The organism is Stenotrophomonas sp. a6 (genome assembly GCF_030913325.1).
GTDB classification, from domain to species: Bacteria; Pseudomonadota; Gammaproteobacteria; order Xanthomonadales; family Xanthomonadaceae; genus Stenotrophomonas; species Stenotrophomonas maltophilia.
The window spans coordinates 1448474-1464671 of the sequence record NZ_CP133161.1; the positions used below are offsets into that span (position 1 = coordinate 1448474).

At 67.3% G+C, this 16198-nt stretch carries 14 protein-coding genes; 3 read left to right on the forward strand and 11 right to left on the reverse strand.

The genetic code is table 11. From position 1 onward, the window contains the following. The 11 genes from frr to Q9Q79_RS06715 all read right to left on the reverse strand — a co-directional run bounded on the left by frr (nt 1) and on the right by Q9Q79_RS06715 (nt 11136). The gene (gene frr / locus Q9Q79_RS06665; RefSeq protein ID WP_005408744.1) at nt 1-555 is read right to left on the reverse strand and encodes a ribosome recycling factor; all 555 of its coding nucleotides are present in this window, start codon (nt 553-555) and stop codon (nt 1-3) included. Nucleotides 556-651: 96 nt separating this feature from the next. Then, nucleotides 652-1380, reverse strand: coding sequence for a UMP kinase (pyrH, locus tag Q9Q79_RS06670; protein ID WP_005408745.1), 729 nt, complete (start codon nt 1378-1380; stop codon nt 652-654). Nucleotides 1381-1501: 121 nt separating this feature from the next. Then, entirely contained in the window at nt 1502-3040 is a 1539-nt protein-coding gene (locus tag Q9Q79_RS06675) for a GGDEF domain-containing protein (protein WP_005412741.1), read from the reverse strand. Nucleotides 3041-3264: 224 nt separating this feature from the next. Further along, the gene (gene tsf, locus Q9Q79_RS06680; RefSeq protein ID WP_005408747.1) at nt 3265-4140 is read right to left on the reverse strand and encodes a translation elongation factor Ts; all 876 of its coding nucleotides are present in this window, start codon (nt 4138-4140) and stop codon (nt 3265-3267) included. A 125-nt stretch (nt 4141-4265) separates the two neighbouring features. Then, the gene (gene rpsB, locus Q9Q79_RS06685) at nt 4266-5072 is read right to left on the reverse strand and encodes a 30S ribosomal protein S2 (RefSeq protein WP_005408748.1); all 807 of its coding nucleotides are present in this window, start codon (nt 5070-5072) and stop codon (nt 4266-4268) included. Between the two features lie 220 nt (nt 5073-5292). Then, on the reverse strand, nt 5293-5991 hold the full coding sequence (locus tag Q9Q79_RS06690; RefSeq protein ID WP_201863806.1) for a molecular chaperone: 699 nt from the start codon (nt 5989-5991) through the stop codon (nt 5293-5295). Next, on the reverse strand, nt 5991-6236 hold the full coding sequence (locus Q9Q79_RS06695; RefSeq protein ID WP_012479612.1) for a hypothetical protein: 246 nt from the start codon (nt 6234-6236) through the stop codon (nt 5991-5993). The genes Q9Q79_RS06690 and Q9Q79_RS06695 overlap by 1 nt, the downstream gene beginning before the upstream one ends. A 203-nt stretch (nt 6237-6439) precedes the next feature. Beyond that, complete coding sequence (locus tag Q9Q79_RS06700; RefSeq protein WP_201863805.1) at nt 6440-7474, reverse strand: spore coat U domain-containing protein; 1035 nt, start codon at nt 7472-7474, stop codon at nt 6440-6442. After that, nucleotides 7471-9849, reverse strand: coding sequence for a fimbria/pilus outer membrane usher protein (locus Q9Q79_RS06705; protein ID WP_201863803.1), 2379 nt, complete (start codon nt 9847-9849; stop codon nt 7471-7473). Before Q9Q79_RS06705 ends, Q9Q79_RS06700 begins: the two co-directional genes overlap by 4 nt. 7 nt (nt 9850-9856) lie before the next feature. Beyond that, the gene (locus Q9Q79_RS06710) at nt 9857-10606 is read right to left on the reverse strand and encodes a molecular chaperone (RefSeq protein ID WP_201863801.1); all 750 of its coding nucleotides are present in this window, start codon (nt 10604-10606) and stop codon (nt 9857-9859) included. Next, on the reverse strand, nt 10606-11136 hold the full coding sequence (locus Q9Q79_RS06715; protein ID WP_043034862.1) for a spore coat U domain-containing protein: 531 nt from the start codon (nt 11134-11136) through the stop codon (nt 10606-10608). The genes Q9Q79_RS06710 and Q9Q79_RS06715 overlap by 1 nt, the downstream gene beginning before the upstream one ends. Nucleotides 11137-11366: 230 nt before the next feature. Between Q9Q79_RS06715 and map the strand changes: the two genes are divergently transcribed. The 3 genes from map to dapD are packed head-to-tail and all read left to right on the forward strand — an operon-like array spanning nt 11367 to nt 15843. Then, nucleotides 11367-12152 (forward strand): type I methionyl aminopeptidase, encoded by a 786-nt coding sequence (gene map / locus Q9Q79_RS06720; protein WP_005412748.1) that lies wholly within the window; start codon nt 11367-11369, stop codon nt 12150-12152. Nucleotides 12153-12154: 2 nt separating this feature from the next. After that, nucleotides 12155-14782 (forward strand): [protein-PII] uridylyltransferase, encoded by a 2628-nt coding sequence (locus tag Q9Q79_RS06725; protein WP_099527847.1) that lies wholly within the window; start codon nt 12155-12157, stop codon nt 14780-14782. Then, nucleotides 14782-15843 carry a 2,3,4,5-tetrahydropyridine-2,6-dicarboxylate N-succinyltransferase gene (gene dapD, locus Q9Q79_RS06730; RefSeq protein WP_005408756.1) on the forward strand — a complete coding sequence of 354 codons (1062 nt, stop codon included), beginning with the start codon at nt 14782-14784 and terminating at the stop codon, nt 15841-15843. The genes Q9Q79_RS06725 and dapD overlap by 1 nt, the downstream gene beginning before the upstream one ends. Nucleotides 15844-16198 lie beyond the last annotated feature (355 nt).

Consider the following 16198-nt stretch of genomic DNA (forward strand, 5'->3'; position numbering starts at 1 on the left):
TCAGACCGACAGCAGTTCTTTTTCCTTGTCGGCAACGACCTTGTCGACGTCCTTGATGTTGGTGTCGGTCAACTTCTGGATGTCGTCCTCACCGCGCTTCTTCTCGTCCTCGCTGATCGCCTTGTCCTTGACCAGCTTGGCGATTTCCTTGTTCGCGTCCTGACGGATGTTGCGGATCGCGATCTTGGCGCCTTCGCCTTCCTTCTGCACCTGCTTGACCAGCTCCTTGCGGCGCTCTTCGGTCGGCGGCGGCATGTTGATGCGGATCGCGGTGCCCAGCGTGTTCGGGGTGAACTCGGCGTTGTAGAGACCCTTCTCGATCTCCTTGATCATGCCCTTGTCGAACGGGGTGACCAGCAGCGAGTGCGCATCGGCGTTGGAGATCGAGGCAACCTGGTTCAGCGGGGTGCTGGCGTTGCCGTAGGCATTGACCGTCACGCGGTCCAGCAGGGCCGGCGTGGCACGCCCGGTCCGGATGGAGGTGAGGGTGTGCTTCAGAGCGTCGATGCTCTTGGCCATGCGCGTCTGCGCGTTGTTCTTGATGTCGTTGAGCATCGCCCGGTCCTGGATGTATCTGGAATCGGGCGATTATAGGCGAATACGGGACGCTGCCGGGCCTGAATCGGCCCGGTTGTCGCCGCGCGCTCAGGCTCAGGCCGGATCGCGGCCCTGGACCAGGGTGCCGATGTTCTCGCCGTTGAGGATCTTCAGCAGCTCGCCCGGCTGGCCCATGTCGAACACGCGCATCGGCAGGTCGCTGTCGCGGGCCAGGGCGAAGGCGGCGGTATCCATCACTTCCAGGCCGCGGCGGATCACTTCGTCATAGCTCAGGCTGTCGAAGCGGACCGCATCGCTGTGCTTGTTCGGGTCCTTGTCGTACACGCCATCGACCTTGGTGGCCTTCAGCAGCAGGTCGGCACCGATCTCGATCGCGCGCAGGGCGGCGCCGGAGTCGGTGGTGAAGAACGGGCTGCCGACGCCGGCGGCGAAGATCACCAGGCGGCCCTTTTCCAGGTGGCGGATGGCGCGGCGGCGGATGTAGTCCTCGCACACGTCGTTGATCTTGATCGCGCTCATCACGCGCGCCTTGGCGCCCAGCTTCTCCAGGGCGTCCTGCATGGCCAGGGCATTGATGACCGTGGCCAGCATGCCCATCTGGTCGCCGGTGACCCGGTCCATGCCGCCGGCGGCAAGGCCGGCGCCGCGGAAGATGTTGCCGCCGCCGATCACCAGGGCCACTTCGGCACCGGCCTGCTGGGCTTCGATGACCTCACGGGCCAGGCGGTTGATGATCTTCGGGTCGATGCCGTAGTCCTCATCTCCCATCAGCGCCTCCCCGGACAGTTTCAGAAGGATGCGGCGATAGGCGAGCTTGGACATGGGGACCTCGGGTGCGTGGAAATCGCGGGCGATTCTACGCGCATGCGGCGTCGGGCCATAGTGTTTTGTGCACTGCGGCGTAAAATCCTGGCGTTCGCCCCGGTCATCCGGGGCTTCCGGTTCAGCCCAGCTCGGCGCCCGCGGTCGCTGACAGCTCGTCGTGGCCGAGAGCGCCGGGGGAGCGCGCGATCACCCGGTTGCGGCCGAGGTTCTTGGAGCGGTACAGCACGTCGTCGGCGGCGCGCAGCAGGTCCTGCACGTCGGCGAAGCGTTCGTAGCCGCCCTGGGTGGCCACGCCGGCGGAGAAGGTGACGAACAGCGGGCCGCCTTCCAGTTCGGCCATCGGCGTGGCAACGATGTTGGCCAGTACCCGGCGGATCACGTCCAGTGCTACCGTTTCGCTGGTGTTGGGCAGCAGCGCGACGAACTCCTCGCCGCCGAAGCGGGCCACGGTGTCGCTGTGGCGCAGCTGGCCCTGCAGTTTGCCGGCAAAGGCCCGCAGCACCTCGTCGCCGGTCAGGTGGCCATGGGCGTCGTTGATCTTCTTGAAGTCGTCCAGGTCGATGAAGGCCACCGACAGCGGCCAGCCCTGCCGACCGGCGCGCAGGAATTCCTGCTCCAGCACGGCTTCCAGCTGGCGCCGGTTGAGCACGCCGGTGAGGGCATCTCGATGGGCCTGGTCGGCCAGGCGCTTGGCCCGGGCTTCGAATTCGTCGGCGCGGCGACGGGCCTGGTCGGCATCCTGCAGTTCGCGCAGGTTGCGCAGGGTGGCCAGCTCCTGCGCGTGGTCGATCAGTTCGCGCACCCGCGAGGGGGAATTCAGGCCGGCCTCGAACAGGCTGGCGATGTCCGGCAGGGCCTCGCTGATGCGGGTCAGGACCTGGTCGAAACGGGCGCTGTCCAGTTCAAGGCGGTCATGCACCTGCTGCAGGGCGCGCTCGCGGGCGGCATCGGCGTCATCGTCCAACCAGATGTCGGCCACGGCACCGGACAGCTGCACGCAGGCCTGGAACGGCGATTCCGCGGCGTCCAGGTCTTCGCTGTGGCTGATGCTCTCCACCAGGTAGCGCGGCAGGCCCCACTGCTCGGCCACCCAGGCGCCGACCTCGGCGTGGCTGCAGCCCAGTTCGTCGCGCTCGCGCGCGACCAGGTCGATGTTGTCGCGTGCTTCGCGCAGCAGCGGCAGGTAGCGCTCCGATTCGGCCTGGGCCAGGCACAGTACGCCCAGGTCCTGCAGCAGGCCGGCCAGCATCAGTTCTTCCAGCCGGCGCAGGCCGCGGGCCTGGCCCAGCTGGCTGGCAGCCAGCGCGCTGAGGATGCTGCGCTTCCAGGCGCGTTGGCGCAGGTCGTGGTCGGCGCCGGTGCCGCCGGTCAGTCCCTGGGTGACGGTGAAGCCGAGGGCCAGGCTGATCGTGGCATTCAGGCCGAGCATGGTCAGTGCCTGGCCGAGGTTCTCGATCCGACGGCGGCTGGCGTACAGCGGCGAATTGGCGATGCGCAGCATGCGAGCGCTCAGCGCCATGTCGATGGCGATGATGTCGGCGGCGGTGGCGATATCCGCTTCCGGGTCCTGTGCCAGTTCGATGATGCGCAGGGCAATACCGGGTGGCGAGGGCAGGTTGCGGCAGAGCGCCAGGGCAGCTGTCAGCTCGGGAGGCATGTCGGGTCGTTCAATTCCATTGGGACAAGAATACCTAGGAATGCATCACAGTCCGCGATTTTCGTTCCTGCTAAATGACTGTTGATTCCCTGTGCCGAGTATCGGCTTGATTCGCGCGCAACGCAAAGGTGCCGCTGTGCGCACCCCACAGGGCCGCCGGCATAAAAAAAGAGCCGCGGTCTCCCGCGGCTCCTTCTGGTTGCTTCACGGCCGGAAGGCTGGAATCAGACCTGCATCGCCTTGGCAACTTCGGCGGCGTAGTCTTCCACCACCTTCTCGATGCCTTCGCCGACGATCAGCAGCTTGAAGCCAGCAACATCGGCGCCAGCGGCCTTGACCACCTGCTCGACGGTGGTGTCGCCCAGCACGTAGGTCTGGCCGTACAGGGTCACGTCGCTGACGATCTTGTTGATCTTGCCGCTGATGATCTTTTCCAGGATGTCGGCCGGCTTGGCCTTGTCCTTTTCGGACATCTTGGCCAGCTCGATTTCCTTTTCCTTCTCGACGAAGTCGGCCGGAACGTCCGCAGCCTTGTTGTGCGGCGGCTTCAGCGCAGCCACGTGCATGGCCAGGCCACGGGCCAGCTCGACGTCGCCGCCGATCAGATCGACCAGCACGCCGACCTTGCCGTTGGTGTGGACATACGCACCGATGTTGCCGGTGGTGTCGACATTCACCATGCGACGGATCTGGATGTTCTCACCCAGGGTCTGCACGGCGGTGGCGCGGGCTTCTTCAACGGTGCGGCCATCGGCCAGCTTGGCAGCCTTCACGGCTTCAACGTCGGTGGCGCCCGATGCCAGGGCGGCAGCGGCAACGGCATTGACGAAGGACTTGAAGTTGTCATCGTTGGCGACGAAGTCGGTTTCCGAGTTGACTTCGACCAGCACGGCCTTGCCGCCATCCTGGGCCAGGCCCAGACGGCCTTCGGCGGCCACGCGGTCAGCCTTCTTGTCGGCCTTGGCAGCGCCGGACTTGCGCATGGCTTCAGCAGCAGCGTCGATGTCGCCGTTGGCTTCGGTGAGCGCCTTCTTGCATTCCATCATGCCGGCGCCGGTGCGCTCGCGCAGTTCCTTGACCAGGGAAGCAGTGATTTCCACGGGATTACCTCACGAAAGAAAGGGGTTGGGCCGGCATGGTGGCCGGCCCGTGTGACACGGTCCTGTCACGCGCCAAAGGCTGCGCGCAGGGAGGGTGGACGCCGGGCGTCCACCCCGGGCCTGGATCAGGCCTGGGCGTCGTCGCCCTTCTTGGCAGCCTTCTTGGCCGGAGCGCGGCGGGCCGGCTTCTCTTCGCCTTCAGCAGCGGCTTCAGCGAACTCTTCCTCACGCACCGAAGCAGCGTGCGGAGCAGCAGCCTTGCCTTCCAGCACGGCGTCGGCAGCGGCGCGGGCGTACAGCTGCACAGCGCGGATGGCGTCGTCGTTGCCCGGGATGGCGTAGTCCACCAGTTCCGGGTTGTAGTTGGTGTCGACCACGGCGATGACCGGGATGCCCAGCTTCTTGGCTTCCTTGATCGCGATGTCTTCGTGGCCGATGTCGATCACGAAGATGGCGTCCGGCAGGCGGTTCATGTCCTTGATGCCGCCCAGCGAGGCTTCCAGCTTGTCGCGCTCGCGACGCAGGCCCAGCACTTCGTGCTTGACCAGCTTCTCGAAGGTGCCGTCGGTTTCACCGGCTTCCAGTTCCTTCAGGCGGGCAACCGACTGCTTGACAGTGCGGAAGTTGGTCAGGGTGCCGCCCAGCCAGCGCTGGTTCATGAACGGCATGCCGCAACGCTCGGCTTCTTCCTTGATGGTTTCGCGGGCGCTGCGCTTGGTGCCCAGGAACAGGACGGTGCCGCGCTTCTGGGCAACCGACGAGATGAAGTTCATCGCGTCGTTGAACAGCGGGACGGTCTTTTCCAGGTTGATGATGTGGATCTTGCCGCGGGCGCCGAAGATGTACGGAGCCATCTTGGGGTTCCAGTAGCGGGTCTGGTGGCCGAAGTGGACGCCGGCTTCCAGCATCTGACGCATGGTGACCTGGGGCATTGCAATACTCCTGATATGGAACCAGCGATTCCGCCCGCGGGGATAGGTATGCGGGACGCGTGGAAGCGCGATCGGTTCCGGGGTTGGGCTTCCCTGTTGCCTCCGTGGCCGAACTCCTTGCGGAGCACCCCGGCACGGATGGGGGCAGCAGGTGTGGATTCACCGGTGACGTCCGGTGTGGACGGGTTCCCGCGCACGCAGGCGGCAGGAATCCGGTCGATTATAGCCCGCTCGGTGCGCTGGCTGCAATTGCCGGGCCTGGAGCGACCAGATCGACCACGCGGCCATCCTGCAGCCGGGCCTGGAAATGACCGCCGGCGTAGCCATCAGCGCGGGCGGGCAGGGCCCAGCGGCGCTCATGGCCGGCCAGCAGATACCCGGCCAGGCCGGGCAGCAGCAGGGTGCGCTGACCGCCGCTGGTGATGTAGGCGAGATCGTTCAGGCGTGCGTGCAGGGTACCGGTGTTGCTCAGTCGCAGGAAGGTATGTGACTGGCCGGGTTCGATCCCTGCATGCAGCCGCGATTGGGCCATTGGCGTGGCGTGCCCGCGGAACAACGGCAGCGAATAGCGCTGCAGCCCTGGCGTAGTGGGGGCCAGGACGACCCGATAGGCCTGTTCGCCGACAGCGGATGCCGGCTGGCGTGGCAGCAGCCATATGCGCTGTCGGACGCCGGGCGGGATGTCGAGCAGGGTGGGGCTGGCGAGCACCTGGTCGGTGGGACGCAGCACGTCGGCGTCGGTCTGCTGGTCCCACGACAGGATCTGTACCCGGCCCTGCCAGCGGCCGGGGCCGGGGTTGAAGAGCCAAAGTTCGCCCTGGCCACCTTCGGCGGGCAGCTGCAGTGTGGTCGGCAACAGGTCCAATGCCGCGGCAGGCAACGCCAGCAGCATCGCCAGCAGGGTCAGAAGTGCCCGCATCAGTAGATGACGGTCACGGCGGACGTCGTGTCTTCGTCGTCGGCGGGAGGCGCGAGCTCGCGGACCTGGGGCGGAAGTTGCGGTGTGTCGCTGCGCTGGTGGGGTGCGGGACAGTGGGTGCTGCCTGGGTCATCGCGGCAGGCTTCGACCACGGTCAGGCGGATCTGCAGGTTGCTGGGGCCGGGTTCGGCCCACGCCGATGTGCTGGCGAACAGTATCGCCCCGATCAGAAATGCGCGAGCCACCTGGCAACCACCGTGCTGAAAGATCTCGCTGCGCGGTATCGGCTGGATCGGCCGAATCTGTAGCGTCGACTGTCAGTCGACTGCTCCTGGCACAGGAATGATGCGCGCATCCACGCATGACGTGGATCTGCCGAAACCGCCCCGGTGGGCGTCGATCGTCCGAAACCTGCCTGGTGGGTGCCGACCGTTGGTCGGCACACAGGTCAATAAGTGATCGTCACCTGCACCACATCGTTGTAGATGCCGGCCGGGGGCTGGCCGGTGACCTGCGGCACCCGGCCATGGATCGTGAGCTGCTGCGCGCTGCCACTTCCGGTGCCGCCAACGGTATCGACGTTGAGGGTATTGCCCCAGCGCAGGCTGCGCGCGGCATCGCGGTACAGCTCGTAGGTGAGGTAGTAGGTGCTGCCGCCGATGGTGGTGGCCATGCGCCGCGTGCTGGTGGCGGAGGGGTTGTTCTGGCCGTTGTTGAGGCTGACCTGGTAGGCCGTGTTCTTCAGGCAGGTCAGGGTCAGGGTGGCGGTCCGGTCGATGTTGGCGGGAATGCCGCCGGTGACGTTGCCGAAGTCCATGTTGGTGGTGACGTAGCTGCCGCACTGCGGCAACACGTTGGCGGTGGCGGTGAAGCTGAAGGCGTTGCTGATGCTGTTGGTGCCGGTGGCGCCGCCGTTGCAGTTGGCGGGCACCGTGGCATTGCCGAGCAGGACCTCGTTCCAGGCCCAGGTCAGCACCACGTTGGCGCCGTTGAAGGTGCTGCTGTAGGCGCCTGACGCCAGGATCTGATTGGCGGGGATCTGTGCGGACACCTGCGTGGTCTGCGTGCCGCTGCCGCCGGTCAGGGGCACGTTGTAGGTCAAGGTCAGCTCCTGCGCCGGCGGCGAGCCGCGCGGGGTCAACCCGGTCACCTGGCTGAAGTTGGAGGTGTTGTAGAGCTGGAAGTTCATGCTGTCGCTGGTGCTGGTCTTCATCGTCCGCCAGCTGGAGCTGCTGCCGCCGCCGCTGCCGGCGCCGATGCCCACGCAGACCCGCACGCCGGTAGTGGCCAGCACGCTCAGCGCGGCAGTGGTGCAGGTCACGGTGATGTTGAGCGTGCCTGTGGTTGCACCGGGGGCATTGCTGTTGACGTTGCCAAACGGCAGCGTCGGGTCGGCGACGGCGGCGCACACCGCGACGGCGCGGGCCGGTGCCGCCGCCAGCAGGCCGGCGACCAGCAGCAGGCCGAGCAGCAACGTCCTCATGGCGCTACCTCCGGGATGCACGCCAGCGGTGCCGGCTTCGGCCGCGCGCCGGAAGCCACCACCTTGGGCACGTCCGGTACCTTCACCCTGCATTGCCCGCGGCTGGTGGTGATGTACAGCACGCTGCCGGCGGACACGTCTTCCAGGTACAGCAGCCCGTCATAGCCCACCAGCGCCTGTCGCCCGTCCGGCAGCTGCACCTCGCTGCCGACCTCCAGCGGTTGCCCGTCCATGCCGTGCAGGGTCAGGTTCAACGACGGCCGCGAACGCAGCGCGAAGGTCACGCGGGTACCGGCGCGTTGGCGGGGTGTCACCCAGTCTTCGATGCGATCGGCGCGCATGTCCTCGGGCAGGTCCAGGGTGTCGATGGAGACGCGATTGCGCTGCCAGGACAGCAGTGGGCTGACCAGCAGCAGGCCGCGACCATCGGTCACGCCGATCAGCCGGTTTTCCAGCCGCACCGGCACGCCGCCCACGCCGTTGGTGCTGATGACTGCGAACGCGTCGGAGACTTCGCGGGGGGCGAAGGCATGCCCGCCCATCCACACCAGGCTGCCACTGGCGCTGGCGTAGGCATAGTTCAGGCCGCCCTGGCGCGAGGCGCCGAATGAGTAGCGACCGACGTCATTGAGGATGCCGACTTCGGCCAGGCCGCCATTGCCGTCCTCGCCATGGCGCACCTGCGCGCGCCAACCGACGCCGCCGGCGCTGCCGTCGCCGGGCACCGGCTGGGTCACGTCCGCTACCCAGCTCTGGCTGTCGCCGTTGCGCTGGCTGGAGAGGCTGGCCTGGCGGTTGTTGCCCAGGCTGGCGGTGACCGACAGGTAGATGCTGCGGTCATCGCTCTTGTCCAGGTTCTGGTTCACCGACAGGTAGGCCGACCACCGCTGGCTCCAGGTGCGTGACCAGAACAGACTGGCGTAGCGGTTGTCGTCTCCGTCGGGATAGCGCAGGCGCAGGTAGCTGGCGCTGAGCGTGCCCAGCCGCAGCAGATCGGCGCCGACCGTGGCCTGTTCACTGATGCTCGGCGGCAGGTTGCCCTGCAGTGCGCCCAGGTCGCGGTAATCGCCATGGCTGCGCACGCTGCGCAGATTGAAGTTGAGTCGGCGGTTGTTCCAGCTGTAGCCCAGTGCCCATTGCCCGCCCCGCAGGCCGTGATAGTCACTGTGCGCATAGGCGGCGTTGAACACGCCCGCGCCGCCAAGCAGCCACCAGCCGCCGATGCCGGCCTGGGCCAGGCCGCCGCCGCCTTCGGCATGTGCTTCGCCGGTAAAGGTGTCGCTGATACCGCCTCGCCAGCTGGCACTGGCCACGGTGCGATCGTCGTAGGCGAAGGAACGCTGGCCGAAATCCTCACGCAGGCGGCCAACGCCGGCCGACCAGTCCGACAGGCCCTTGGCCAGCAGCTGCTGGGTGCCATAGAAACTGAAATCCAGCGTCTGCATGCGCCCGAATGCATCGGTCACCACCACCTGTGCGCTGCCGGTGCCGCTGATGCCGGGTTGCGCGGCCAGCTGGAACGGACCGACCGGCACCTGCCCGCTGTACTGGCGCAGGCCATCGACGTACAGCTCGACCGTGGACGGCACCACCGCCTGGCCGAGGAAGCTGGGCGTGGGGGTGAGTACGCGATACGGCTGCAGGCCGTAGTTGCGGCCGATCTGCAGGCCGCCCAGGCGCACCGGACGGGTCCAGTCGACGAAGCCGCTGTAGAAATCGCCGACCTCCAGCGTCATCGCCTTGCCGGGGAAATCCAGGCTCCAGCGCGTATCCAGGCGCACGCTCTCACCGCGCCAGCGACGGTCGCGGGGCTGCTGGTAGCGCCGGCTGATCGCTGTGTTCTCGACGGTGCCGTTGCCGATCCCGAACAGGCGCAGCTCCGAGCTGAGGCTGAGGTTGCCGAGCATGTCGACCCGGCTGCCATACAGGTCGTAGTTCAGCAGCAGGCCGGGCGAGGCGGTGCTGGCCGGTGCCCGGGTCTGCGGCTGGCTGAGCACGGTGGTCGGCAGGGTCAGCTGGTCCAGCGGCACGTCCAGGGCCAGGGTCTGCATATGCGCGTCGTAGCGCACAACGGCCCCGCTGATCTGGTCCAGATAGACCGGCGCATCGCCGCGGGCGCTGAAGCCGAGCTGGCGCAGCACTTCCGGACTGGCCTGCAGCCGGCCACGGGTTTCAGTGAATGGCAGCAGGCCGCGGGGCGTGCTGTTGAGCGAGACGTCCAGGTACAGGGTCTGGCTGGCGGTCAGGGGCGTGGGGGCGGGCAGGATCGCGTCGGCCGACACCCCGGAGACGTCCGCAGCCCCGGCGGCAGCCACGCCGGACACATCGGCGGCTTCGGTCGCCGCAGGAGCCAGGGCAGCAAACAGCGCGCCCATCAACGCCTCAGCGAGCCGGTGGCGGCGACAGCGGCGTCTGTTCCGACTCGCCATTGAGCTTGGCCGTGATCTGGTCGTTGTCGCGGTCGATGGCCGTGCGCTCGATCGGCCAGCGCATCACCTGCCCGGGCAGTACATAGCCCAGCAGGCCGGGGTGCACGATGCGCGGGCGCTGGACGCTGCCCAGCGCCAGGTCGGCGATCTGTGCATAGCTGTTGCCGGTGTTGGCCACCTCCACGCCGTTGCGTCCGTCCTGCAGCTGCACCAGGCTGGCCTGCAGGCGCGGCGCCAGCTTGCCGCCAGACGGTTGCACGAACACCGGAATCGAATAGCGCAGCACGAACTGCATGCCGTTGGCGCGGGTCGCCAGATCAGGCACCTCGTCGACGATCAGCCGGTAGTACTGCTGTGCCGCAGGCGGTTCGTGGTTCGGGCGCATGACCCGTACCAGCTGCTGCTGGCCCGCGCCCAGTTCCTGCATCGGAGGGGTGGCCAGCAGTTCCTCGGTGGGCAGCAGTTGTTCCTGGCCATCCTGCTGTACCCAGCGGAAGACCCGCACCTGCAGCCTGACCGGCGAGGTGCCACTGTTGGTCAGCCACAGTTCGCCAGCGCGCTGGCGGGCCTCAAGCTGCAGGCTGGTGGGGGCGACCTGGAGGCTGGTGGCACCGGCAGGGGCTGCGGCCAGCAGGGAGAGCGCGAGCAGCGCCACGCCGGTGGCGCGCCACGGGCGGGGTCCGGCCATGCGGGCGTGCTCCATCAATAGGTGATCGTGGCGGTGACCGTATCCAGGTAGTTGCCGGTGGCCGGGTTGTTGGTGCTCAGGTTCAGGATCTGGCCGTAGACGATGTAGGGCACGGCCAGGCCAGTGCCGATGCCGGCCTGGGTGTTGGTGCCCGAGGTTGCACCCCAGACCAGGGTATGAGCGGCGTCCTGGTAGAGCTGGTAGCCAACGAAGTTGTTGGCGGTCACCGCGGCGTTGGTGTTCTTCATCCGGCGGGTGGTGACGTCGTTGGCGGTGCTGGCATTGGCGCCCGCGTTCAGCGAAATCGTGTACGGGGTCAGGGCCGAGCACTGGGCGGTCACCGTGCCCTGGCCCAGGGTGGGGGTCGCCGTGGTCGAGGCCGCCGTGCCGAAGTCAACGTTGGTGGCCGCCGCCGCCGTGATGGTGCAGGCCTTGGTGACCACCAGGGTCACGTTGAAGGTCGTGGTGTCGGCGGCCAGTGCGGGGCCGGCCAGCAACAGTCCGGTCAGGACCCAGGCGAGCGGTGAGCGGAGCGTGGATCGCATGGACAACCTCCCTGACCCGAAGGTCTGTTGAACAAGGCGAAGGCGGCAGGTTCGGGGCCGCTTTGACAACGGTCGTAGCCAGCTTCTGCGGGTAAGTGTCTGTAATCCGTGATAAACAGGCGTGCGAAAGGGTGGAGATCGTCACGCTTTCACTTTCCTTGCCGGAACCGTGCATGCCCCGGATCGCCAGTTGGGTGGCGTTCGTTCAGATTGCAGCGGGATCGGCGATAATGGGCGCCATGAGCGTGAATCTGAAAACCCCGCAGGAAATCGAGATGATGCGCATCGCCGGCCGCCTGGCCAGCGAAGTGCTCGACATCGTCACCCCCCACGTCAAGCCCGGTGTCACCACCGAGGAGCTGGACCGCATCTGCCACGACCACATCGTGAACGTGCAGGGCGCGATTCCGGCCAACGTCGGCTACCGCGGCTTCCCGAAGACCGTGTGCACCTCGGTCAACAACGTCATCTGCCACGGTATTCCCAGCGAAGGGAAGGTGCTCAAGGATGGCGACATCATCAATATCGACGTTACCGTCATCAAGGACGGCTGGCACGGCGACACCAGCCGCATGTACTTCGTCGGCACGCCGTCGGTGATGGCCCGCCGCCTGGTGGAAACCACCTACGAAGCGATGTGGCGCGGCATCCGTGCGGTGCGTCCGGGCGCAACCCTGGGCGACATCGGCCATGCCATCCAGAGCTATGCCGAAGGCGAGCGTTTCAGCGTGGTGCGCGAGTACTGCGGCCACGGCATCGGCAAGGTCTACCACGACGAGCCGCAGGTGGTGCATTACGGCCGCCCGGGCCAGGGCCTGGTGCTGCAGCCGGGCATGACCTTCACCATCGAACCGATGATCAACGAGGGCACCCGTTACAACAAGGTGCTGCCGGATGGCTGGACCGTGGTGACCAAGGACCGCAAGCTGTCGGCGCAGTGGGAGCACATGATCGCGGTCACCGAGACCGGCGTCGACGTGCTGACGCTGTCGCCGGGCGAGTCGCAGGTCTCCTGAGGATGCTGCCGGCGAGTTCGCTGCTGGACACGCCGGCCGCGTCGCTCAACGACCCGGACTGGGCTGCTGCCGCGCGCCAGGCGCTGCAGCAGGCCGACGCGCGCCTGTACCGCCGCTTCGACCAGGGCGACAACATCGAGCGCCTGCTGGCGCTGCGCGCGCGTGCCGCCGACCATCTGATCCGCCTGGCCTGGCAGCGCTGCCTGCCGGTCGACAGCGGCCTGTCGCTGTTCGCAGTGGGTGGTTATGGGCGCGGTGAACTGTTCCCGCGCTCGGACATCGACCTGCTGGTGTTCGGCGATCCACCGGCACAATTGGCGCACGAATCCGCACTGGCGCGCCTGTTCGCGCTGCTGTGGGATTGCGGGCTGGCAGTCAGCCATGCGGTGCGCAGTGCCGCGCAGTGCCGCGAGGCTGCTGCCGACCAGACCGTGTTGACCGCGCTGATCGAGGCGCGTCCGATCCTGGCTGAGGACGCTGCCCGACGCGCGCTGCGCGAGGCCATCGACGACCGGGAGCTGTGGCCTGCACGTGCCTTCTTCCTGGCCAAGCTGGAAGAGCTGCGCAACCGCCACCAGCGTTTCGGCGATACCGCCGACAACCTGGAGCCGGATCTCAAGGATGGCCCCGGCGGCCTGCGCGATCTCAACACGCTGGGCTGGATGGCGCTGCGCGCCTTCGGCGTGCGCGACCTGGAAGCGCTGGTCGGCCTGGGCCACCTGGGTGCCGACGAAGCGGCCGCGCTGAAGCGCGAGCGTGCGGTGCTGGCGCGTCTACGCTTTGGCCTGCACCTGGTGGCGCGGCGCCCGGAAGAACGGTTGCGCTTCGATTACCAGAAGACCCTGGCCGCGCGCCTGGGCTTCGAAGACGATGCCGAGAATCTCGGTGTCGAAAAGATGATGCAGGGCTTCTACCGCGCCGCTCTGGTGGTGCGCCGGATCAGTGACCGCCTGCTGCAGCGCTTCGAGGAACAGTTCGATGGCGAGGCGCAGCCGGAACCGCTGACCGTGGGTTTTTCCCTGCGACGCGGCTACCTGGCGGCCAATGATGCCGACTGGCCGCGTGGCGATATCGGCCAGGTGTTCGCGCTGTTCTCCAGCTGGGCCAACAACCCGCAGGTGCGCGGCCTGCATTCGCTGACCGCGCGCGCGCTGGCCGAATCGCTGCCGCTGCTGCCGGCCTACGACCAGGCCGACGCCGACGCGCGCGAGCAGTTCATGACCCTGCTGCGTGGTCAACGCCCGGTCGATACGCTTTCGCGCATGGCGCGGCTGGGCGTGCTCGGCCAGTGGATTCCCGCGTTCGCCCAGGTCAGCGGGCGCATGCAGTTCGACCTGTTCCATGTCTATACCGTCGACCAGCACACGCTGATGGTCCTGCGCAACATCGGCCTGTTCGCCAGCAGCCGTGCCGACGAACGCTTCTCGATCGCCCATGAAGTCTGGCCGCGCCTGCGCAAGCCGGAGCTGCTGCTGCTGGCCGGCCTGTTCCATGACATTGCCAAGGGCCGCGGCGGCGACCATTCCGAACTGGGCGCGGTCGATGCGCGCGCGTTCTGCCAGGCGCATGCGCTGAGCACGTCCGATACCGAACTGGTGGCGTGGCTGGTCGAACAGCACCTGCGCATGTCGGTGACCGCGCAGAAGCAGGACATCGCCGACCCGGTGGTGATCCATCGCTTCGCCACCCTGGTGGGCAGCCGCGACCGCCTCGACTATCTGTACCTGCTGACCTGCGCTGATATCGCCGGCACCAGCCCGAAACTGTGGAACGCGTGGAAGGACCGCCTGCTGGCCGATCTGTATTTCGCCACCCGGCGCGCGCTGCGCGAAGGGCTCGAGCATCCGGTACCGGCCGCCGAGCGCGTGGCCGAGGCGCGTGACAGCGTGCGCGCACTGGTGCGCGAGCAGGGTTACGACGACGCCACCATCGACCGCCAGTTCGCCGTGATGCCGGATGAGGGCTTCATTCGCCTGCGCCCCGAGCAGCTGGCCTGGCAGGCCGCGGCGCTGGTACCGGTGAAACAGGGCCAGACGCTGGTGAAGGTGCGCCGCATCAGTGTCGACGACCCGGCACTGGAAGTGTTCGTGCATTCGCCGGACCGCGACGGACTGTTTGCCGCCATCGTGATGACCCTGGACCGCAAGGGCTACGGGATCCATCGCGCGCGCGTGCTGGATGGCCCGGCCGACACCATTTTCGATACCTTCGAAGTGAATCCGGCCGACAGCTTCGCCGATGGCAGCAGCGCCAACCTGGAGGCCGCGCTGCGCGAGGCACTCAGTGGTGACCTGTCGCGCCTGCGCCCGTCGCGTCGGGTGGTGCCACGCCAGCTGCGCCATTTCCGCTTCGCGCCGCGCATCGAGTTCCGCGATGAACCGGGCGCAACCCGTTTTGCCCTGGTCGCACCCGACCGCCCCGGCCTGCTGGCCGACGTGGCGTTCGTGCTGCGCAACCAGGGCCTGCGCGTGCATGATGCACGCATTGCCACGTTCGGCGAACGCGCCGAAGACACCTTCGTGATCAGTGACGAACACGACCTACCCCTGACTGAACCTGCCCGGCAGCAGCTGCATGACGCGATGCTGGCCTGCCTGGACCCTGATCGAAACGCCGGAGACCCCGCCTGATGGCCACCAAGCCTGTTAAGAAGACTGCTGCCACCGCCAAGAGCGCAGCGGCCAAGAAAACTGCCGCCGTGCCGGCCGCGAAGAAGGCTGCCGCGCCGAAGAAAGCCGCGGTGGTGAAGGCGCCGGCGAAGAAGGTGGCAGCACCGAAGAAGGCCCCGGCCAAGAGCGCAGAAGCCGCACGCGCCGAAACCATCGCCCGCAAGTCGCTGCGCAAGCCGGCCGCGCCGGGCGTGGAAGAACTGAAGTTCGGCATCGAAAGTGCCTTCGAACGCCGCGCCACGCTGACCCTTCACGAACTGGAAGGCTCGACCAGGCCGCTGGTCAACCGTGTGATCGACGGCCTGGAAAGCGGCGAATTCCGCGTTGCCGAACCGGACGGCCACGGTGGCTGGAAGGTCAACGAGTGGCTGAAGAAGGCCGTGCTGCTGTATTTCCGCGTCAACGACATGGCCGTGGTCGACGCACGTCCGGCGCCGTTCTGGGACAAGGTCGAATCGCGTTTTGCCGGTTATGACGAAGCGAAGTTCCGCCGTGGTGGCGTGCGCGTGGTGCCGGGCGCCATTGCCCGCCGCGGTACGTACTTCGGCAAGGACGTGGTGCTGATGCCGAGCTTCACCAACATCGGTGCCTATGTCGGTGAGGGCACCATGGTCGATACCTGGGCCACCGTGGGTTCGTGCGCGCAGATCGGCCAGCACTGCCACCTGTCCGGCGGTGCCGGCATTGGCGGCGTGCTGGAACCCCTGCAGGCCAGCCCGACCATCATTGAAGACCACTGCTTCATCGGTGCGCGTTCGGAAGTGGTGGAAGGCGTGGTGGTCGGACACCACAGCGTGATCGGCATGGGCGTGTTCCTCAGCCAGAGCACCCGCATCTACAACCGTGCCACCGGCGAGATCACCTACGGCTACATCCCGCCGTACAGCGTGGTGGTGTCCGGCTCGCTGCCGAGCAAGGACGGTACGCATTCGCTGTACTGCGCGGTGATCGTCAAGCAGGTTGATGCCAGGACCCGCAGCAAGACCAGCGTCAACGACCTGCTGCGCGGCCTGGCCGACTGAAGGTGGCTGCGCCGGAGGATCTGGCGCAGTCCGCGATCTACCGGCATCCGTCCGACACCCTGTTGGGGCGGATGCTGCCGCGCCTGCTGCACGCCTGCGCTGGACCCGACTGCGCCGCGCACTGTCGCGGCGCTGGCCGATGCCGGCGCCGCCTTCGGTGGCCATCAGGCCCTCCTGCGTTTCCTCACCTGCCAGGACGAGGCCATCGCCCGCACCTGCGACTGTCGCTGGGCCAGCACCCGCGTCGCGCTGCCGGTAGACCTCGACAACCTGCAGCCGCTGCGCCTGGAACGCGAGCTGCAGTGCCCGCGCCTGCAGGCGATGGGCGTGGCGCTTGCATCGGGCCTGGCCTTCC

Bases quoted from the DNA above. Each gene is read 5' to 3' on its own strand.
- Q9Q79_RS06715 (WP_043034862.1), bottom strand. From the start codon at position 11,136: ATGCGATCCACGCTCCGCTCACCGCTCGCCTGGGTCCTGACCGGACTG.
- frr (WP_005408744.1), bottom strand. From the start codon at position 555: ATGCTCAACGACATCAAGAACAACGCGCAGACGCGCATGGCCAAGAGC.
- dapD (WP_005408756.1), top strand. From the start codon at position 14,782: ATGGCCACCAAGCCTGTTAAGAAGACTGCTGCCACCGCCAAGAGCGCA.
- Q9Q79_RS06690 (WP_201863806.1), bottom strand. From the start codon at position 5,991: ATGCGGGCACTTCTGACCCTGCTGGCGATGCTGCTGGCGTTGCCTGCC.
- Q9Q79_RS06725 (WP_099527847.1), top strand. From the start codon at position 12,155: ATGCTGCCGGCGAGTTCGCTGCTGGACACGCCGGCCGCGTCGCTCAAC.
- Q9Q79_RS06700 (WP_201863805.1), bottom strand. From the start codon at position 7,474: ATGAGGACGTTGCTGCTCGGCCTGCTGCTGGTCGCCGGCCTGCTGGCG.
- rpsB (WP_005408748.1), bottom strand. From the start codon at position 5,072: ATGCCCCAGGTCACCATGCGTCAGATGCTGGAAGCCGGCGTCCACTTC.
- Q9Q79_RS06675 (WP_005412741.1), bottom strand. From the start codon at position 3,040: ATGCCTCCCGAGCTGACAGCTGCCCTGGCGCTCTGCCGCAACCTGCCC.
- pyrH (WP_005408745.1), bottom strand. From the start codon at position 1,380: ATGTCCAAGCTCGCCTATCGCCGCATCCTTCTGAAACTGTCCGGGGAG.
- Q9Q79_RS06710 (WP_201863801.1), bottom strand. From the start codon at position 10,606: ATGGAGCACGCCCGCATGGCCGGACCCCGCCCGTGGCGCGCCACCGGC.
- Q9Q79_RS06705 (WP_201863803.1), bottom strand. From the start codon at position 9,849: ATGGGCGCGCTGTTTGCTGCCCTGGCTCCTGCGGCGACCGAAGCCGCC.
- map (WP_005412748.1), top strand. From the start codon at position 11,367: ATGGGCGCCATGAGCGTGAATCTGAAAACCCCGCAGGAAATCGAGATG.